Here is a 17267-nt window from a genome sequence, read left to right as displayed (position 1 = left end):
GCGCGAGAAACCACCCTGCGCGGATGGCCCTGCGCGTTGAGGACCATCTGCATGCCGGTGGCTTGTCGCGCAGTTCCCCGCGCCCCTGGAGGTGCAACCTCAGGTGGTGCGGATCAGACGGCGAGGATCTTCGCCAGCAGCGCCGGATCGATGTTGCCGCCGCTCACGACAGCCGCGAAGCGGCTGCCCGGCAGTTCCGCACCGCGGTAGAGGTACGCCGCCGTGGTGACCGCGCCCGAGGGCTCGGCGACGAGCCGCCCGCGGCGGGCCAGGACGGCCACGGCCGCGCGGATCTCGTCCTCCGTCACCGTGATGATGTCGTCCACGTACGCCTGCACGTGCTCCCAGGGCAGCACGCCGAGTGAATTCGTGCGCAGGCCGTCGGCGATGGTGCGGTGGGTGTCCGCGAAGGACCAGGCGCGGCGTTCGCCCGCATGGAAACTCTCCGCCGCGTCGCCGGCCAGGGCGGGCTCGACGCCGATGATCCTCACGCCTGGCATGGTCAGCTTGAGCGCCGTCGCGACTCCGCTGATCAGCCCGCCGCCGCTGACCGGGACCAGGACCGTCTGCAGGTCCAGGTCGAGCGCGGCCGCGTCGTCTGCGATCTCCAGGCCCGCCGTGCCCTGGCCCGCGATGATGTACGGGTCGTCGTACGGCGGCACCCAGACGTAGCCGAACCGCTCGACCAGGTCGGCCGGGGTCGTGTCCCGCTCGTGCATCGCGACCAGGATCACCTCGGCCCCGAAGGAGCGAGTGTTCTCGACCTTCACCTCGGGTGACGTGTCCGGCATGACGATGACGGCCTTGATCCCGAGCGCGCGGGCCGCGTAGGCGACCGCCTGGGCGTGGTTGCCGCTGGACTGCGCGACGACGCCGCGCGCCCGCTCTTCCTCCGTCAGCGCCGCGAGCCGGTTGTACGCGCCCCGGATCTTGAAAGCGCCCGTCGGCTGGAGGCCCTCGGGCTTCAGATGCAGGGTCCTCCCCGGCAGGTCCGCCCACGGGCAGGGCATCAGCGGGGTGCGCACGGCGACCCCGGCGATCCGCTTCTGTGCTTCGCGCAGCTCGTCCAGGGTCACCAGTGCCATGCGAGGATCACGCCTTCCGCTGCTCGGCGAGAAGCTCGGTGTCGGGGAGCTCGACCGCCCGGTTCTCCCACTTCGTGGAGAGGACCACCGTGGTCCGGGTGCGGGCGACACCCCTGGTGCCGGAGAGCCGCTTCACGATCGACTCCAGCCCGTCCACGTCGGGAACGCGGACCTTGAGCATGTAGGAGTCGTCCCCGGCGATGAACCAGCAGTCCTCGACGTCGGGGAGGTCGCGCAGCCGGTGGGCGACGTCCTCGTGGTCGGCGGCGTCGGTCAGTTGGAGGCCGATCAGCGCCGTGACGCCCAGGCCCAGCGAGGCCGGGTTGACCGTGGCGCGGTAGCCGGTGATGACCCCGGCCTGCTCCAGCCGGTTGATCCGGTCCGTGACGCTGGGGCCCGACAGCCCGACGAGCCGCCCCAGCTCGGCGTAGGAGGCGCGCCCGTTCTCGCGCAGCGCCTGAATGAGCTGCCTGTCCACCGCGTCCATGCTGGGAAACCTGGCCTTCCAATCGTTGGGGAACCTGCCGACAGTATCCGGAATCGCAAACTCGAGCCCGCCGTGACCCCCGGTTCGCAAAGAAGATACTCCGACGAGGTGACCTCCATCACTGCGGTCTCACTTCGGCCCGAGCTCGCCCTCCCAGCGACGGTAGAGCCGGTGCTTTACCTTGACCGAATCGAGCACGCGTCCGGCGACGAAATCCACCAGCTGCTGCACGCTCGCGGAGCCCGCGTAGAAGCCCGGCGAGGCCGGGATGATCACGGCTCCCTCCCCGTCCAGCTCGGCGAGTTGACGCAGCGTCACTCCGCTGAGCGGAGCCTCTCTGACGCAGAGCACGAGCGGCCGCCGCTCCTTGAGCGTGACGTTCGCGGCCCGCTGCAGCAGGTCCTTGCTGAGCCCGATCGCGATGCCCGCGACGGCCGCGGCGCTGCACGGCACCACGAGCATGCCCTTCGCCGGGTACGAGCCGCTGGACGGCCCGGCCGCGAAGTCGCCCGCCGTCCAGTAGCGCACGTCGTCCAGCTCGAACGGTTCCGGCTTCCCCCGATCGAGCGGCGACTCGAGCCACTCACGCAGGTCCTCCTGCCAGTGCGCGTCGCGGAAGGAGATCCCTGTCTCGTCGAGGATCGTCAGCCGCGCCGCGCGGCTCACCACGACGTCGACCGCCTCCCCCGCGCCCAGCAGTCCGCGTATCACCGCCGCCGCGTACGGCGTCCCCGACGCCCCCGACACCCCCACGACCCACGGCTCTCGCTCCACAGATCCGACCCTAACGGCAGGAATCAGACCTTGACGATCCGGACCGTGACCGCGCAGCCGGTGCGTGCGCAGGAGGTCGGCGGGCGCTTCACTCGATCAGGGGAACTTCCCGGATCAGTCGTGCAGGACGCGCAGGCCGGTGTGGCGGCCCTTCTGCATGGACGGGAAGAGCAGGAAGATCGCCGCGTCCAGCAGGTCCGGGCGGCCGGTGCCGGCGGAGACGGGGATCAGGCCGACGGCGGTGACCAGCGCCTCGAGGGCAGGGGCGTCGGCCTCATCGGAGACGGTGTAGAAGAGGCTGCCGCGCACGCCGTCCCAGAGCGGGTCGACGTAGGTCTCCCAGGTCTGGCTGTTGAAGGCGCGCGCGTAGCGCGCCGTCGGCGCGAGCTCGGCGAACAGCTCAGAGCTGTTGAGCACCGGGCCCGGGAAGCGGTTGGTCGCGTCGACGACCAGCTTGCCCGCGAGCGCCGCCCCGTGCTCGCGCAGGAACGCCTCGACGCCGTCGGCCGGCACCGCCAGCACGACCACGTCCCCGGCGGCCACGGCCTCCGCGAGCGTCGCCACCTTGGCCGTCGTGTCGCCGGAGGCCCCGGACTCGGCCGGGCTGCGGGAGCCGAAGACGACCGCGTGGCCCGCGCGGGCGAAGGCACGACCGAGGCTGCCGCCGATGTTGCCGGTGCCGATGACGGCGATCGTGCCGAGGTCCGTGCTGGTGTCCGAATACGCGCTGGTGTCGCTCATGGTGAAACCCTCCCGTTGACTGATCAGCCTGTGACCTGGCCAGCAGCGGGAGGGCCGGTGATATTCCGTCAGCTCGCCGAACGAGCCGACAAAGTCAGGTCCCCAGCCCGCGCAGCACCAGATCCAGCAGCGCGAAGCAGAAGAGCGAGATCCCCACGAAGCCGTTGACCTGGAAGAACGCCCGGTTCAGCCGGCTCAGGTCGTGCGGTCGCACGATCGAGTGCTCGTAGACGAACGCCACGGCCACGACCGCGAGCCCCATCCAGAACGCCCAGCCCGCGCCCGTCAGCCAGGCGTACCAGCCCAGCAGCAGCATGGTCACCACGTGCGCCGTCCGAGCCCCGTAGAGCGCGGCCGGGACGCCGAAGCGGGCGGGGACCGAACGGACGCCGTCGGCGCGGTCGGCCATCACGTCCTGGCAGGCGAAGATCAGGTCGAAACCGCCGATCCAGACGCCGACCGCGAGCCCGAGCACCACCGCGTTCCAGGACCAGCTCCCGGTCACCGCGATCCACGCGCCGATCGGGCCCATCGCCTGGGCCAGGCCGAGAATCGCGTGCGGGAAGTCGGTGAACCGCTTGCCGTAGGGGTAGATCACCATCGGGATCACCGCGATCGGCGCGAGCGCCAGACAGAGCGGGTTGAGCAGCGCGGCGGCGGCCAGGAAGACCACCAGCGCGACGGCCGAGCCGGTGTACGCCGTGCGCAGCGACACCGCGCCGGTGACGAGCTCGCGTCCGGCGGTGCGCGGGTTCCGCGCGTCGATCTCGCGGTCGATGATGCGGTTCGCGGCCATCGCGAAGGTGCGCAGCCCGACCATGCAGAGGGTGACCAGGAACAGCTGCACCCAGTGCACATGCGTGTCGGCCAGGAACATGGCCGTCAGCGCGGCGATGTAGGCGAAGGGCAGCGCGAAGACCGAGTGCTCGATCATCACGAGCCGCATGAAGGCTTTGGCCTTGCCTCCGGCCTCCGGAGCCGCAACAGCAGTCGTCATCAGAGCCCGTACTCCTTCCAGCGCTTGCTCACGCGCTCGGCCGTCTCCGGGTCGGAGAGGACCATCTCGGGCCAGCCGCCGTCGCGGGTGTAGCCCTCCTCGGGCAGCTTGCGGGTCGCGTCGATGCCCGCCTTGCCGCCCCAGAACTGCTGGTAGGAGGCGTGGTCGAGGTGGTCGACCGGTCCCTCCACCACGGACAGGTCGCGGCTGTAGTCGACGTTGCCGAGTGCTCGCCAGGCGACCTCCTGGTAGTCGTGGACGTCGCAGTCCGCGTCCACCACGACGATCAGCTTGGTCAGCGACATCATGTGCGCGCCCCAGATCGCGTGCATGACCTTCTGCGCGTGCTTGGGGTACTTCTTGTCGATCGAGACGATCACGCAGTTGTGGAAGCCGCCTGCCTCGGGCAGGTCGTAGTCGACGATGTCCGGGACGATGATCTTCAGCAGCGGCAGGAAGAACCGCTCGGTGAACTTCCCCAGCGGCCCGTCCTCCGTCGGCGGGCGGCCGACCACGATGGACTGGAGCAGCGGCCGCTTGCGCATCGTCACGCAGTCGATCGTCAGCGCCGGGAACGGCTCCTGCGGGGTGTAGAAGCCGGTGTGGTCGCCGAACGGGCCCTCCGGAAGCAGCTCGCCCGGCTCCAGCCAGCCCTCCAGCACCACCTCGGCGTCGGCTGGGACCTGCAGCGGAACCGTCTTGCAGTCGACCATCCGGACCCGCTCGCCCGCGACGAAGCCGGCGAAGAGGTACTCGTCGATGTCGCCCGGCAGCGGCGCGGTCGCCGCGTAGGTGACGGCCGGAGGGCAGCCGAAGGCGATCGCGACCGGCAGCCGCTCGCCGCGCTTGGCGGCGACCGCGGCGTGGTTGCGGCTGTCCTTGTGGATCTGCCAGTGCATGCCGATGGTGCGCCTGTCGTGGCGCTGCAGCCGGTAGAGGCCGAGGTTGCGGATGCCCGAGTCCGGGTCCTTGGTGTGGGTCAGGCCCAGGTTGAAGAAGCTGCCGCCGTCCTCGGGCCAGGTGAACAGCGCGGGAAGCTGCATCAGGTCCACGTCGTCGCCGGTGAGCACGACCTCCTGGACCGGCGCGTCGCCGGGCTTCACCTTCTTCGGCGGGACGTGCGTCATCCCGGCCAGCTTGCCGAAGGCCTCGCGGACGCCGGTGAAGCCGTGCGGCAGCTCCGGCTTCAGCAGCCCGGCGATCTTCTCGCCGATCTCGTCGGCGGACTTGAGCCCGAGCGCCTTGGCGAGCCGCCGCTCGGTGCCGAAGACGTTCATGGCCAGCGGCATCGCCGAGCCCTTCACGTTCTCGAAGAGCAGCGCCGGGCCCTTGGCCTTCTGCACCCGGTCGACGATCTCCCCGATCTCCAGGTACGGGTCGACCTCCACCTTGATCCGCTTGAGGTCGCCCTCGCGCTCAAGCGCCCGGAGGAAGGACCGTAGATCGTCGTAAGCCATAGCGCTCAGTATCCGTCACGGGCCCGCGCGGCTTGCGCGCGCACCCCCGGAACGGGCCGCGTCGATGATCGAAAAAGAAGATTGCCGACCGGGCCGTAAAGAGATTGTTTCGCGCATTTACAGCCCGCCGCACCGCCCCGACACTGCGGCAATGACCACCACGCAGGGCGCCGGACCGGGCGCCGCCCCCGAGGAGATCGCCGCCTACGGCGACCACGTGCTCGCCGTCGAGCCGACCGGCGCCGAACCCGTCCCTGACTCCGCCCGCCACGGCAAGCCGCTCAGCCTGCTGTGGACCTGGACCTCACCCAACATGGAGTTCGCGACCGTCTTCGTCGGCGTCCTCGCCGTCGGGATCTTCGGGCTCGGCTTCTGGCCGGCCACGCTGGCCATCCTGCTCGGCACCGGGCTCGGCGCGGTGGCCCACGGCTTCCTCGGGTTGGCAGGCCCGCGCTTCGGCGTGCCGCAGATGGTGGCCGGGCGCTCGGCCTTCGGCTTCTTCGGCAACGCGCTGCCCGCCGGACTGAACGCGCTGACGGCCGGGATCGGCTGGTTCGCGGTCAACAGCGTCAGCGCGGCGTACGCGCTGAACGCGCTGCTGGGCTGGCCGGTGCTGCTCTGCCTCTTCATCGTGGCGGCGCTGCAGGTGGGCATCGCCTTCTACGGCCACAACTTCATCCACACGGCCGAGAAGTACACCTTCCCGGCGCTGACCGCGGTCTTCCTGGTCGCGGCGGCGGTGCTGCTCAGCAAGGCGGACATCGGCGCGGCCGACGGCAAGCACGCCTTCACCGGCGCCTTCCTGCTGACAGCGGGCGCCGCCTTCGGCTACGCGGCGGGCTGGACCCCGTACGGCTCCGACTACACCCGCTACCTGGCGAAGTCCGCGTCCAAGTGGCAGGTCGCGCTCTTCCCCGCGCTCGGGGTCTTCCTCTCCTGCGCCTTCCTGGAGATCGTCGGCGCGGCCTCGGTGACGATCGTCGTGCCGAAGGGCCTCAGCCCGACCGCCGCGTTCGTCCACCCGCTGCCGGGCTGGCTGGGCGACCTGACGCTGCTCGCGATCGCGGTGGGCGGCATCGCCGCGAACGCGCTGAACATCTACTCGGGCGCGCTGTCCTTCGTGGCGATGGGCATCAAGCTCCCGGCGAAGGTGCGACGGGCGGCGGTCGCGGTGGTCTTCGGCGTGGCGGGGACGGCGGTGGCCTGGTCCGGGTTGAGCGACTACGGCGACAAGTACACCAACTTCCTGCTGATCATCACTTACTGGATCGGCCCCTGGCTGGCCGTCGTCTTCCTCGACCGCTGGCTGCGGCGCGGCCAGAGCGACGAGCGGATCGCCGCCGACCTGGCCGACCCGCGCTTCGCCAACTGGGCCGGGCCGATCGCGATGCTGGCCGGGACCGGGCTGGGCGTCTGGCTCTTCTCGAACCAGACGGAGTACACCGGACCGATCGCGAAGCAGTTCCCGCAGATCGGCGACATCGCCTTCCTGGCCGGATTCCTGATCGCGGGTCTGGTCTACCTGGGGCTGCGGACCCTGCCGGGCTTTGCGCCTTCTGCCACAGCGCCGGTGGCTGAGGCATCGTAGGCACATGGGTTCTCTGAATTACTCGGCTCTGCTCAAGACGGCTGTCGGCGAGGCCCAGCGCGGCCTCGCCGAGGGCGGCATCCCGATCGGCGCGGCGCTGTTCGGCCCGGACGGCGAGCTGCTCGGCTCCGGCCACAACCGCCGCGTCCAGGACGGCGACCCGTCCATGCACGCGGAGACCTCCGCGTTCCGTGCGGCGGGCCGACTGCGGGGATACGGGCGGACGACGATGGTGACGACGCTCTCCCCGTGCTGGTACTGCAGCGGGTTGGTACGGCAGTTCGGCATCGGCCGGGTCGTCATCGGCGAGGCGCGGACCTTTCAGGGCGGCCACGACTGGCTGGCCGAGCACGGCGTGGAGATCGTCCTGCTGGACGACCCAGGCTGCGTGCAGTTGATGACGGACTTCATCAGGGACAACCCCGAGCTGTGGAACGAGGACATCGGAGAATGATCCCCACCATCGATCTGACCCCCTGGCTGTCGGGTGACCCCGCCGCGCAGACAGCGACAGCGGCCGTGGTCGACGCGGCGCTGAGCGAGGCGGGCTTCCTGCTGATCACCGGACACGGCGTCACCCGCGAGGAGCGGGAGGCGGTCCGGGAGACGGCGCGGTCCTTCTTCGCGCTGCCTGCGTCAGTGAAGCAGCGGTACGGCGTGAGCGTCGGCGGCCGCGGCTGGCTGGCGAAGGGCGCGGAGGCCAACGGCTACAGCGAGGGGACGGCGACGCCGCCGGACCTGAAGGAGTCCTGGACGGTGGGCGCGGACACCCCGACCGGGACGGACCCGGAGATCGACGCCTTCTGGTTCCAGCCCAACAGGTGGCCGACGTCCGAAGCGCCAGCGTTGCAGCGCATGGTGGAGAACTACATGGCCCGGATGCGGGCCGTTGCCGACGAGGTGCTGAGGCTATTGGGCGCGGCGCTGGGCCAGGGCCCCGACTTCTTCACCGACCACACGCGTCACCCGACCTACACGCTGAACATCAACTGGTACCCGGGTGTGTCGGTGATGGGCCCGCCCGAGCCCGGTCAGTTCCGCATCGGCCCGCACACGGACTTCGGCACGGTCACCCTGCTGGACCGTCAGGTCGGCCGCGGCGGCCTCCAGGTCGACGTCCCCGGCGCGGGCTGGGTCGACGCCCCGTGGGACCCGGACGCGCTGACGGTCAACATCGGCGACCTCATGGCCCGCTGGACCGGCGACCGCTGGCGCTCCGGCCGCCACCGCGTTCTCCCGCCCGTGCCTGAGGCCCCGGAGGAGGACCTGATGTCCCTGGTCTACTTCTACGAGTGCGACCCCCACACGCTGGTCACCCCGGTGGCCGGCCCAGTGGCCTACGAGCCGGTGGACTCCTCGGATTACCTCCGAGCCAAGCTCGAAGCGATCACCGTGTCTGCATAGGACCAGTTGCACCACCAGGGGAGCGGGGAACTGCGCGACAAGCCACCGAGGTGGTGAGTCCCCGAATGAGCAGGGCCATCCGCACAGGGTGGTTCTCGCGCAGTTCCCCGCGCCCCTGATGGTGCAACTTCCCCGCTTGCCCCGAGAAGAGGTCAGCTGTGGCCGAGCTCCTCGGCCGGGGTGCTCTCCTCGACCGAACCGCCCGTGCGGTCCGGATGCAGCGGCATCGGCTCGAGGCTGAACTCGTCCAGGACCGGCGGAGCCGGGACTGGGGGCGCCGGCATGACCGCCGCTTCCGAGTGGCCGCCGCAGCCGAAGCCGAGGGAGACGATCCTGCCGTCCGCCGGGCCGAACTCGTTCGAGCAGATGCCGAAGGCCTGGCTCAGCGCGCCCGCGATCGGGACCAGGAAGCCACAGGACGCGCACGAGGCCGGAGCCGCCTGCGCCATCGGCGTGTGCGCGCCGAACTCCTTCTCCCAGCGGTCGGCGGCGAGGTTCAGCCCGAGTCGGCTCAGCACCCGGACCCGGCCCATGCCCAGCTCGTCCGCGACGGACGCGATCTGCGCGCGCTCCGTGGACGGCGCGATCGCCATCCGTTCGCCGGAGGGCTCGATCGCCACGTCCTCGCCGGCGATGCCGGAGAACCGGTCCTCGGCCAGCGCCGAGTTCGGCGCGGGCTCGTCCTCGCCCGAGTAGCCGGGCTCCAGGCGCAGGTCGTCGGCCTCGGTCGGGAGCAGGTCGCCGGGACCCATGTCGCCCGGACGCAGGCGCTCGCTCCACGGGACCCACTGCGGCGCGATCATCGCGTCGGGGCCGGGCAGCAGCACCGTTTCATCAAGGGTGACCTGCTTGCTTCGCGCAGCACGGGTCACCGTCACGGCCCAGCGCCAGCCGCGGTAGGCCGTCTCCTGGGTCTCGAAGTAGTGGGTGACCACCCGGTCACCGTCGACGTCCACACCGAGGTGCTCGCCGACCGCGAGCGCGCCGGCAGCCTCGACCGCGGCATCCCGGGCGAACTCCACGGCCTCGGCACACTGGGGGTCAGGGGTACGGCTTCGCGTCGTCGTCGCAGCACTCATCACGAACTGATTCTCTCCCAACCATCCGCACGGTTTCACCACTGCCGTCGCGGCGGCACTCGGCACGGCTCGCGTTCTCGGTCAGACTCCTATTCTGCTGGACATACGTCCCCGCTGTCCCGCTCGGGAGAGGAACCCGCCGGGGCAAAGTACCGCAGCCTGCCGACGACGTCATGCACCATGGGGGTGTGGCCGACGTGGGAGCGGGTAGGGCCCGGCGCGCAGTGACATCCGTGCACCGGTTCACCTCGGCTGCCGCGCTCCGCACCGGTGACCTCGTGCATGCCACCGGCCGGCGGATCCGCAAGGCCACATCCGCCGAGGGCGCGGGCGAGTCGGGCCTGGCGAAGCTGATCGAACTGCACGCCGTGAGCTCCGCCGGCGACATGATGATCACGGTCGCGCTGGCCTCGACGATCTTCTTCTCGGTCCCCACCGACCAGGCCCGTGGCCGGGTCGCCCTCTACCTGCTGATCACGATGGCGCCGTTCGTGCTGCTGGCGCCGGTGGTCGGCCCGCTGCTCGACAAGATCCCCAGCGGTCGCCGGGCCGCGATGGCCGGAAGCATGCTGACACGGGCCGCGCTGGCCTGGATGATGGCGGGCTCGATCGCGGGCGGGGGCCTGGCGATCTACCCGGAGGCGCTGGGCGTGCTGGTCGCGTCCAAGGCCTACGGCGTGGTGCGCAGCGTCGTCGTGCCGCGGCTGCGGCCGCCGCAGTTGGCGCTGGTGAAGGCCAACTCGCGGGTCTCGCTGGCGGGTCTGCTCTCCACCGGCCTGGCCGCGGGCATCGGCGGGCTGCTGCATCTGATCGGCCCGGACTGGCCGCTGCGCGGCGCGTTCCTGCTCTTCGTGATCGGCGCCGGACTGGCCTTCGCGCTGCCGCACCAGGTGGACGTGGCCAAGGGCGAGGAGCGCGCCGTCCTGCACGCGGACGCGCCGGAGGGCGCCTCCGGCAAGGTGGGTCTGCGGACGGTCGGGCCGAGCGTCGTCCTCGCACTGGGCGCGGAGGGGGCGCTGCGCGGGCTCTTCGGATTCCTTACCTTCTTCCTGGCTTTCCTGGTCCGCGAGCACCCGCTCGGCGGGCTGGCGCCGACCCTCTCGCTGGGCCTGGTCGCGGCCGGGCTGGGCATCGGCAACACGCTCGGCACGGTGCTGGGCGCGTGGCTGCACACGCGCGGCCCTGAGACGCTCGTCACGCTGATGCTGACCGTCGCCTTCGGTTCCGCGCTCGCCGCGGCGATCGCGTACGGCGCGGTGACCGTCGTGGTGCTGGCTTTCGTCGCCGGGCTGACCCAGTGCCTGGGCAAGGTCGCCCTGGACGCGCTGATCCAGCGCGACGTGCCGGAGACCGTGCGGACCTCGGCGTTCGCCCGTTCGGAGACCCTGATGCAGCTGACCTGGGTGCTCGGCGGCGGCCTCGGCATCGTGCTGCCGCTCGTCGGCGAGGTCGGCATGGCGACGGCGTCGGCGCTGCTGGCGGTGGCCGTGCTGTGGGCCGTCCGGACGAGGGTCGCCCTCAAGCCGCGCCGCACGTCGACCGCCCCCGACGTGGCGTGATCGCGGCGGGACGGTAGCCTCAGCACCATGAGTCTCAACCGCGGTGTCGCCGCCCTCGGAGCTGTCGCCGTCGTCGGCGCCGCGACGCTCGGCGTCTCGATTCCTCTCGCCATTCACTACGGCAAGCCCGTGTCGAACGTGTCCGTCGTGGCCGGGTCGCACTGGACCCAGATCGCGCCGCTCCCGGAGTGCTGGAACAAGGGCGACGCGCTGAGCGACAAGCAGCAGGCCAAGTGCCTCGCCGCCGTCAGCGCGGCCGTGCAGGGCAACAAGCTCCCGACGGCGATCGTGCCGAGTGCGGGCGGCAGCTTCGGCATCAACGTCGACCAGGCCGTCATCGAGAACAACCACAGCTGGCAGGCGAAGGGGCTCACCGGGGCCCTGGTCCCCACCACCAAGCACGCCTACGCCGGCCCGCTGTCGATCACCACGGTGCTGACCACCCAGGACCCGCAGACCGGCGCGACCAGCGTCGGCGCCTCCGGCCCGGTCCTGGTCGCCGAGGTCGACGCGAACAAGAACATCTACGGCGAGTGGCTGTTCCAGCTCAAGGTCGCCAACTGATCTCCCCCCGTCTCCTCGTCGTCACCGCCGTCGCTGCCGAAGCGGCGGCGGTGCTGCGTGGTGTGCAGGCGGCCAACGGCCACTACGCCGAGATTTCCCGGCCGTCGCTGCCCGGCGGGTACACGCTGACCGCGTGCGGACCGGTGGACGTGGTGGTCGCGGGCGTCGGCCCGGCGGCGGCCGCCGCCGCGACGGCGACCGCGCTCGCGGTGGGCGACGGCTGCTACGCGCTCGCCGTCTCCGCCGGGATCGCCGGCGGCTTCGCGCCGGTCGCGCCGGTGGGCTGCGCGGTGGTCGCCGAGGCGATCGTCGCGGCAGACCTGGGCGCGGAGACGCCGGACGGCTTCGCGGACGTCACCGAGCTCGGCTTCGGGCGGGTCCGGCACGCGTGCGCGCAGGCGGACGAGGTCGTCCGCGCGCTGCGCGGGCGCGGCCTGCCGACCGCGACGGGCCCGGTGCTCACCGTCTCGACCGTCACCGGCAGCGCCGAGCGCGCAGCCGAGCTGCTGCGGCGTCACCCCGGGGCCGTCGCCGAGGCGATGGAGGGCTTCGGCGTGGCCGAGGCCGCAGCGGGACACGACGTGCCGGTGCTGGAACTGCGCGCGGTCTCGAACGCCGTCGGCCCGCGCGACCGCGCCGCCTGGCGCATCGGTGACGCGCTGGACGCCCTGGCGGCCGTGTTCGCCGCGCTGCCGTACGCGACACTTGTCGGGTGACTCCTCTTCGTATCGCGTACTCGCCCTGCCCGAACGACACCTTCGTCTTCCACGCCTGGGCTCACGGCCTGGTCGAGGGAGAGCCGACGCCCGAGGTCACCTTCGCGGACATCGACGTCACCAACGGCCTGGCCGAGCGTGGCGAGCTCGACGTCCTCAAGATCTCCTACGCGCAGTTGCCGTGGGTCCTGGACGGGTACGCGCTGCTCCCCTGCGGCGGCGCGCTGGGCCGCGGCTGTGGCCCGCTGGTCCTTACCGGCCCGGACGCCCCCGCCGACCCCGCGGCGCTGCGCGGCCGCACGATCGCGGTCCCGAGCGAGCGCTCGACGGCCTACCTGCTGTTCCGCCTCTGGGCGGCGGAGGCGGTCCCCGGCGGCCTCGGCGAGATCGTGGTGATGCCCTTCCACGAGATCATGCCGGCGGTCCGCGACGGCAAGGTCGACGCTGGCCTGGTGATCCACGAGGCGCGCTTCACCTACCAGAACTTCGGCCTGCGCTGCCTGGCCGACATGGGCGAGGCCTGGGAGACGGCGACGGGCCTCCCGATCCCCCTGGGCGCGATCATCGCGAAGCGATCCCTCGGCGCGGAGCGGCTGGCGTCCCTGACGGAGACGATCCGCGCGAGCGTCCGCCAGGCGTGGGCGGCGCCGGAGGCGACGCGCGACTACGTCATGTCGCACGCACAGGAGATGGACCCGGCCGTGGCGGACCAGCACATCGCGCTGTACGTCAACGACTTCACCGAGGACCTGGGCGAGGCGGGCTACGCCGCGGTACGGGGGCTCTTCGACCGAGCGGCGACCCAGGGGCTCGTCCCTGCGGTTCCCTTTGAGCTGCTGAGTTAGCTTCTGCTGCCGCCTGCAGTTGCACCAATCAGGGGCGCGGGGCTCTGCTCACTTGCGCCTCCGGCGCGTGGGCGCGACAGGTCACGACAGAGGGCCCGTTGCACCACCCAGGGGCGCGGGGCTCTGCTCACTTGCGCCTCCGGCGCATGGGCGCGACAGGTCACGACAGAGGGCCCGTTGCACCACCCAGGGGCGCGGGGAACTGCGCGACAAGCCGCCCTGCGAGGTAGAGCCCCGAACGAGCAGGGCCATCCGCACTCGGTGGCTTCTCGCGCAGTTCCTCGCGCCCCTGGATAGTGCAACCAGGCCGCCTGCAAAGCGTCAGGCGTCGAGTTGGTCGGCGATGTGGTGCAGGAGGGTGGCAACCCTTTTGCCGACCGGCTTGTCCGGGTAGCGGCCCTTCTGGAGGCCCGGGAGGATCTTCTCCAGGACCGTCGTCAGGTCCTGCACCATCGCGGCAAGCTCATCCGGCTTCTTGCGGGAGGCCGCCGCCAGCGACGGCGCGTCCTCCAGCAGCGTCACGGTCAGCGCCTGGTCACCCCGGTGGCCGGCGACCACGCCGAACTCGACCCGCTGGCCCGGCTTCAGCGACTCCACCCCGACCGGCAACGCCTTGGAGTGCACGAAGACATCGCCGCCGTCGTCGCGGGAGAGGAAGCCGAAGCCCTTCTCTGAGTTGAACCACTTCACTTTGCCCGTAGGCATGGGGAGACCTCGTCGGTGGTGAGTCGGAGTGTGTCGTACGGGGAGCAGCGGACCGCCGCCCGCGCTGGAAGCGAACTAGCGCCGCGCCATTGTTCCAGTTCGGCGCCGGAATGATCGACCGGATTGCTCCGCCGGAGGCACCGGCGCCAGAGTCGGTCCACGGCGTACTCGCGTGGCGGTCATGGCGCACCTCCTCCTCCGGCCTGCCGGCCCACCGTCGATCCCGCAGCGCGTTCGCACGGTCCCCGTGCGTGACGTGCATACCCCCGCCGGGCCTGCGGCTAACCCGCGCCGGGCGACCACGCGTACGGACCGGCTAGCGTGGAGGGCGTGAACCCTGACTCCACCTCCCCCGGCGACCTCCTGGTCCGCGTCGGGGCGATCCTTTTCGCCCTCGGCGCCGTGGCCACGATCGCGACGGTCACCCCGCTCTTCCTGGGCCTGCACCGCCTGCCGACGCCCGCCTACTTCGTCTGCATGGTGATGCCGCTCGGCTTCGCCGTCGCGCTCGCCGGGCTCCTCCGCACGGCCCGCTCGCAGCGGCGTTAGCCGCCGGCTCAGCCCTGGTCGGCGAGGTATCCGACCAGCCAGGCCGGGAACTCGGTGAGGTCTGCCAGGACCACGTCCGCGCCCGCCGCGCGCAGGCTCGCCGCGTCGTAGGGGCCGGTCGTGACGGCCACGGCGTACGCGTCCGCCTCGCGCGCGCCCTCGACGTCGCCGAGGTGGTCGCCGACGTAGACGCGCGCGCCTTCCGCGCGCAGCGCGTCCGCCTTGCCCGTGCCGAAGACGTTGCCGTGCAGGGCGTCCACCCGCATCGCCACCGCGTCGAGGTTGAGCCTGGCGTTCGGGGCGTACTTGCCGGTCACCACGACGGACCGGCCACCCGCCGCCCGCACCGCGGCGAGCGCGTCGACCGCGCCGGGCAGCGGGACGACGCCGGCGACGCCGTGCACGGCGTAGAGCTGCCGGTAGCGGTCCGACATGGCCGGGACCTGGTCGGCCGGGAACCAGTTCGCCATCTCGATCTCGACCGGCGGCCCGAGCCGGGAGACGACGAGTGCGGTGTCGATGGCCGTGCCGGTCTCCTCCGCGAGCAGCTCATAGGCGCGCGCGATGCCCGACCGTGAGTCGATCAGCGTCATGTCGAGGTCGAATCCCACGGTCAGCGGTGTCTGCGTCGTCATGGCCTCACCCTAAGTCAGGGCGTGGTGGGTGATACTCCCTCTAACAAAGGCCGCAAATCGGTCATGGGAGGCAGGATGCCGCGCGACTGTTCGCGCAGAGCCGTGCTCGGCGCACTCGGCGCACTCGGCGCGACCGCGCTCGCCGGCTGCACCGGCTCCAGCCGCGTGCCACTCAGCTCGGACGCCACGCCCAGCCCCGGCTCCGCTTCGGCCTCCGCCGCGACCTCGGCCTCGGCAGCCGGTTCCGCCGCGCCCTCTCCCGTGCGGACCGTCAAGGCCGCGACCGGCACGGTCGACGTGCCCGCCGAGCCCAGCCGGGTCGTGGTGCTGGACACGGCGGAACTGGACTCCGCGCTCACCCTGGGCCTGAGGCCCATCGGCGCCGCGCGCCCCGCGCTGAACCCGGGCCTGCCCGGCTACTTCCCGCAGAGCTGGCTCGCGGACATCGCCCTCGTCGGCACGATCGGCTCGCCCGATCTCGCCGCGATCGCCCGGCTTGAGCCCGACCTGATCCTCTCCAACCGCACCCGCGACGGCGACCGTTTCGAGCAGCTGACCGCCATCGCGCCGACGGTGCTCACCGAGTCCACCGGCGCCGCTTGGAAGCAGAACTTCCAGACCCACGCCCAGGCGCTGAACAAGCAGACCGCCGCCGACGTCATCACCACGGCCTACGAGGAGCACGTCCGCCAGTTCGTCGCCGCGCTGGGCGGCGCGGGAGCGACGACGAAGCAGCAGATCAGCCTGGTCCGCTTCGTCCAGGACGAGGACCCGCGCGCCTACGCGACCGACAACTTCCCCGGCTCACTGCTCGCCGACGTCAGGCTCGGCCGCCCGCCCGCGCAGAACGTGGCCGCGTTCGAGGTGATCATCCCCTCGTCGGCGGAGCTGGGCGACGCCGACGGCAGCACGATCCTCTACGCGACCTACGGAGATCCGGCCAGGGCCCACACCACGGAGGTGCTGAACAGCGCGTCCTGGAAGAAGCTCTCCGCAGTGAAGGCGCACCGCGCGTTCCAGGTGAACGACCAGCTCTGGTACCTGGGGATCGGCTACTTCGGCGCGAATCTGATCCTGGCTCAACTCCAGCGCTACTTGGGCGGGTAGCGGACGATACGCGGCATGAGTCTTGTGATGCAGGTCACTCGGTAACACCATGGCAGCTATGCCGACGACAACCGAGCAGGAGCAGCAGCAGGCACAGGAGAAGGCGCGCGCGGCCAGGAAGGCGTTCATCGCCGAGGGCTTCGACCTGGTCGCCGACACCTACGACGAGGTCAACGGCGAGTTCTTCCGCGCGAACGGCGCCCGACTGGTCGCGCACGCCGGGCTCCGGCTCGGCGACCGCGTGCTCGACCTCGGCTGCGGCCGGGGCGCGGTGCTCTTCCCTGCCGCGACGGCGGTGGGCCCGGACGGCTACGTGGCCGGCCTGGACCTCTCACCCCGGATGGCGCACGCGACGGCGGCGGCGGTCGCCGGTCGCGGCCTGCGCAACGTCGTCGTCCGGGTGGGCGACGCGGAGGACCCCGGCTTCCCGGCGGCGTCCTTCGAGGCGGTGCTGGCGGGGCTGATGATGTTCATCACCCCGGCCCCTGAGGCCGTCCTGCACGGCGCACGACGGGTACTGACGCCGGGCGGGCGCTTCGCGATGTCGACCTTCGGCAGTATCGACCCCCGTTGGACCGGCCCCCTGGACGCCGCGCTGGCGTTCCTGAAGGACCCTCTGCCCGCGTCGTCCCCGACCCAGGGCGCTCGAGGCGGCCACCCGGCGTTCGACACGGTCGAGTCGATCGCCTCCCTGCTGGACGCGTGCGGCTTCGCCGAGATCCGGACGGTGGAGGAGCGGACGGTGGAGGTGGTGGAGAGCGGCGACGCGTGGTGGCGCTCGCAGTGGGCGACGGGCCGCAGGATCTGGCTGGAACAGATCCCCGCGGACCGCCTGCAGGCCGCGAAGCGGGCCGCGCTCACGGCGCTGGACGCGCTGCGGGACGAGGACGGCGTGCTGCGGAAGGAAACGGTGCTCCGGTACACCGTTGCCACCCGACAGTGAGTTGCACTGCCTAAAGGGGCGCGGGGAACTGC

The 17267-nt window shown here is 71.5% G+C and carries 19 protein-coding genes; 10 read left to right on the top strand and 9 right to left on the bottom strand.

What is annotated here, in order from left to right; all coding sequences use genetic code 11:
* Positions 1 to 113: 113 nt before the first annotated feature.
* The 6 genes from ABIA32_RS05465 to ABIA32_RS05440 all read right to left on the bottom strand — a co-directional run bounded on the left by ABIA32_RS05465 (position 114) and on the right by ABIA32_RS05440 (position 5541).
* On the bottom strand, positions 114 to 1085 hold the full coding sequence (locus ABIA32_RS05465) for a threonine/serine dehydratase (RefSeq protein ID WP_370092676.1): 972 nt from the start codon (positions 1083 to 1085) through the stop codon (positions 114 to 116).
* A gap of 7 nt (positions 1086 to 1092) precedes the next feature.
* Positions 1093 to 1572 (bottom strand): Lrp/AsnC family transcriptional regulator, encoded by a 480-nt coding sequence (locus ABIA32_RS05460; protein ID WP_370092675.1) that lies wholly within the window; start codon positions 1570 to 1572, stop codon positions 1093 to 1095.
* Positions 1573 to 1701: 129 nt separating this feature from the next.
* On the bottom strand, positions 1702 to 2346 hold the full coding sequence (locus tag ABIA32_RS05455) for a UbiX family flavin prenyltransferase (protein WP_370092674.1): 645 nt from the start codon (positions 2344 to 2346) through the stop codon (positions 1702 to 1704).
* 114 nt (positions 2347 to 2460) lie between these two features.
* On the bottom strand, positions 2461 to 3087 hold the full coding sequence (locus ABIA32_RS05450; RefSeq protein ID WP_370092673.1) for an NADPH-dependent F420 reductase: 627 nt from the start codon (positions 3085 to 3087) through the stop codon (positions 2461 to 2463).
* Between the two features lie 94 nt (positions 3088 to 3181).
* Complete coding sequence (mqnP, locus tag ABIA32_RS05445; protein ID WP_370092672.1) at positions 3182 to 4084, bottom strand: menaquinone biosynthesis prenyltransferase MqnP; 903 nt, start codon at positions 4082 to 4084, stop codon at positions 3182 to 3184.
* The gene (locus tag ABIA32_RS05440; protein ID WP_370092671.1) at positions 4084 to 5541 is read right to left on the bottom strand and encodes a menaquinone biosynthesis decarboxylase; all 1458 of its coding nucleotides are present in this window, start codon (positions 5539 to 5541) and stop codon (positions 4084 to 4086) included. Before ABIA32_RS05440 ends, mqnP begins: the two co-directional genes overlap by 1 nt.
* A 151-nt stretch (positions 5542 to 5692) precedes the next feature.
* Between ABIA32_RS05440 and ABIA32_RS05435 the strand changes: the two genes are divergently transcribed.
* From ABIA32_RS05435 to ABIA32_RS05425, 3 genes are read left to right on the top strand one after another with little or no spacing between them, the layout of a single operon-like run.
* Positions 5693 to 7129: a cytosine permease gene (locus ABIA32_RS05435; protein WP_370092670.1), complete on the top strand. Its 1437-nt coding sequence runs from the start codon at positions 5693 to 5695 to the stop codon at positions 7127 to 7129.
* A 4-nt stretch (positions 7130 to 7133) separates the two neighbouring features.
* A complete protein-coding gene (locus tag ABIA32_RS05430) occupies positions 7134 to 7583 on the top strand; it encodes a nucleoside deaminase (protein ID WP_370092669.1) in 450 nt (149 codons plus the stop codon).
* Positions 7580 to 8533 (top strand): isopenicillin N synthase family dioxygenase, encoded by a 954-nt coding sequence (locus tag ABIA32_RS05425; RefSeq protein ID WP_370092668.1) that lies wholly within the window; start codon positions 7580 to 7582, stop codon positions 8531 to 8533. Before ABIA32_RS05430 ends, ABIA32_RS05425 begins: the two co-directional genes overlap by 4 nt.
* Positions 8534 to 8685: 152 nt before the next feature.
* Here ABIA32_RS05425 and ABIA32_RS05420 read toward each other — a convergent pair whose 3' ends face one another.
* The gene (locus ABIA32_RS05420; protein WP_370092667.1) at positions 8686 to 9612 is read right to left on the bottom strand and encodes a DUF3027 domain-containing protein; all 927 of its coding nucleotides are present in this window, start codon (positions 9610 to 9612) and stop codon (positions 8686 to 8688) included.
* A gap of 173 nt (positions 9613 to 9785) precedes the next feature.
* On the opposite strand from ABIA32_RS05420, the gene ABIA32_RS05415 reads away from it, so the two are divergent.
* The 4 genes from ABIA32_RS05415 to ABIA32_RS05400 are packed head-to-tail and all read left to right on the top strand — an operon-like array spanning position 9786 to position 13296.
* The gene (locus ABIA32_RS05415; protein ID WP_370092666.1) at positions 9786 to 11171 is read left to right on the top strand and encodes an MFS transporter; all 1386 of its coding nucleotides are present in this window, start codon (positions 9786 to 9788) and stop codon (positions 11169 to 11171) included.
* A 27-nt stretch (positions 11172 to 11198) separates the two neighbouring features.
* Positions 11199 to 11735: a hypothetical protein gene (locus tag ABIA32_RS05410; protein ID WP_370092665.1), complete on the top strand. Its 537-nt coding sequence runs from the start codon at positions 11199 to 11201 to the stop codon at positions 11733 to 11735.
* Complete coding sequence (locus ABIA32_RS05405) at positions 11705 to 12451, top strand: futalosine hydrolase (RefSeq protein ID WP_370092664.1); 747 nt, start codon at positions 11705 to 11707, stop codon at positions 12449 to 12451. Before ABIA32_RS05410 ends, ABIA32_RS05405 begins: the two co-directional genes overlap by 31 nt.
* Positions 12448 to 13296 (top strand): 1,4-dihydroxy-6-naphthoate synthase, encoded by an 849-nt coding sequence (locus ABIA32_RS05400; RefSeq protein WP_370092663.1) that lies wholly within the window; start codon positions 12448 to 12450, stop codon positions 13294 to 13296. The genes ABIA32_RS05405 and ABIA32_RS05400 overlap by 4 nt, the downstream gene beginning before the upstream one ends.
* A gap of 321 nt (positions 13297 to 13617) precedes the next feature.
* On the opposite strand, the gene ABIA32_RS05395 is transcribed toward ABIA32_RS05400, so the two are convergent.
* A complete protein-coding gene (locus ABIA32_RS05395) occupies positions 13618 to 14001 on the bottom strand; it encodes a cold-shock protein (RefSeq protein ID WP_370092661.1) in 384 nt (127 codons plus the stop codon).
* 330 nt (positions 14002 to 14331) lie between these two features.
* On the opposite strand from ABIA32_RS05395, the gene ABIA32_RS05390 reads away from it, so the two are divergent.
* Positions 14332 to 14550, top strand: a complete 219-nt coding sequence (locus ABIA32_RS05390; protein WP_370092660.1) for a hypothetical protein — start codon at positions 14332 to 14334, stop codon at positions 14548 to 14550.
* Positions 14551 to 14558: 8 nt separating this feature from the next.
* Here ABIA32_RS05390 and ABIA32_RS05385 read toward each other — a convergent pair whose 3' ends face one another.
* Positions 14559 to 15185: an HAD family hydrolase gene (locus tag ABIA32_RS05385; protein WP_370092659.1), complete on the bottom strand. Its 627-nt coding sequence runs from the start codon at positions 15183 to 15185 to the stop codon at positions 14559 to 14561.
* 75 nt (positions 15186 to 15260) lie between these two features.
* On the opposite strand from ABIA32_RS05385, the gene ABIA32_RS05380 reads away from it, so the two are divergent.
* Both ABIA32_RS05380 and ABIA32_RS05375 read left to right on the top strand, forming a co-directional pair.
* A complete protein-coding gene (locus ABIA32_RS05380) occupies positions 15261 to 16292 on the top strand; it encodes an ABC transporter substrate-binding protein (protein ID WP_370092658.1) in 1032 nt (343 codons plus the stop codon).
* Positions 16293 to 16350: 58 nt separating this feature from the next.
* Positions 16351 to 17235 carry a class I SAM-dependent methyltransferase gene (locus ABIA32_RS05375; protein ID WP_370092657.1) on the top strand — a complete coding sequence of 295 codons (885 nt, stop codon included), beginning with the start codon at positions 16351 to 16353 and terminating at the stop codon, positions 17233 to 17235.
* The last annotated feature ends 32 nt before the right edge of the window (positions 17236 to 17267 follow it).

It is taken from the genome of Streptacidiphilus sp. MAP12-20 (assembly GCF_041262525.1).
Classification (GTDB): Bacteria; Actinomycetota; Actinomycetes; order Streptomycetales; family Streptomycetaceae; genus Streptacidiphilus.
This window is presented reverse-complemented; position numbering and strand designations above follow the sequence as displayed.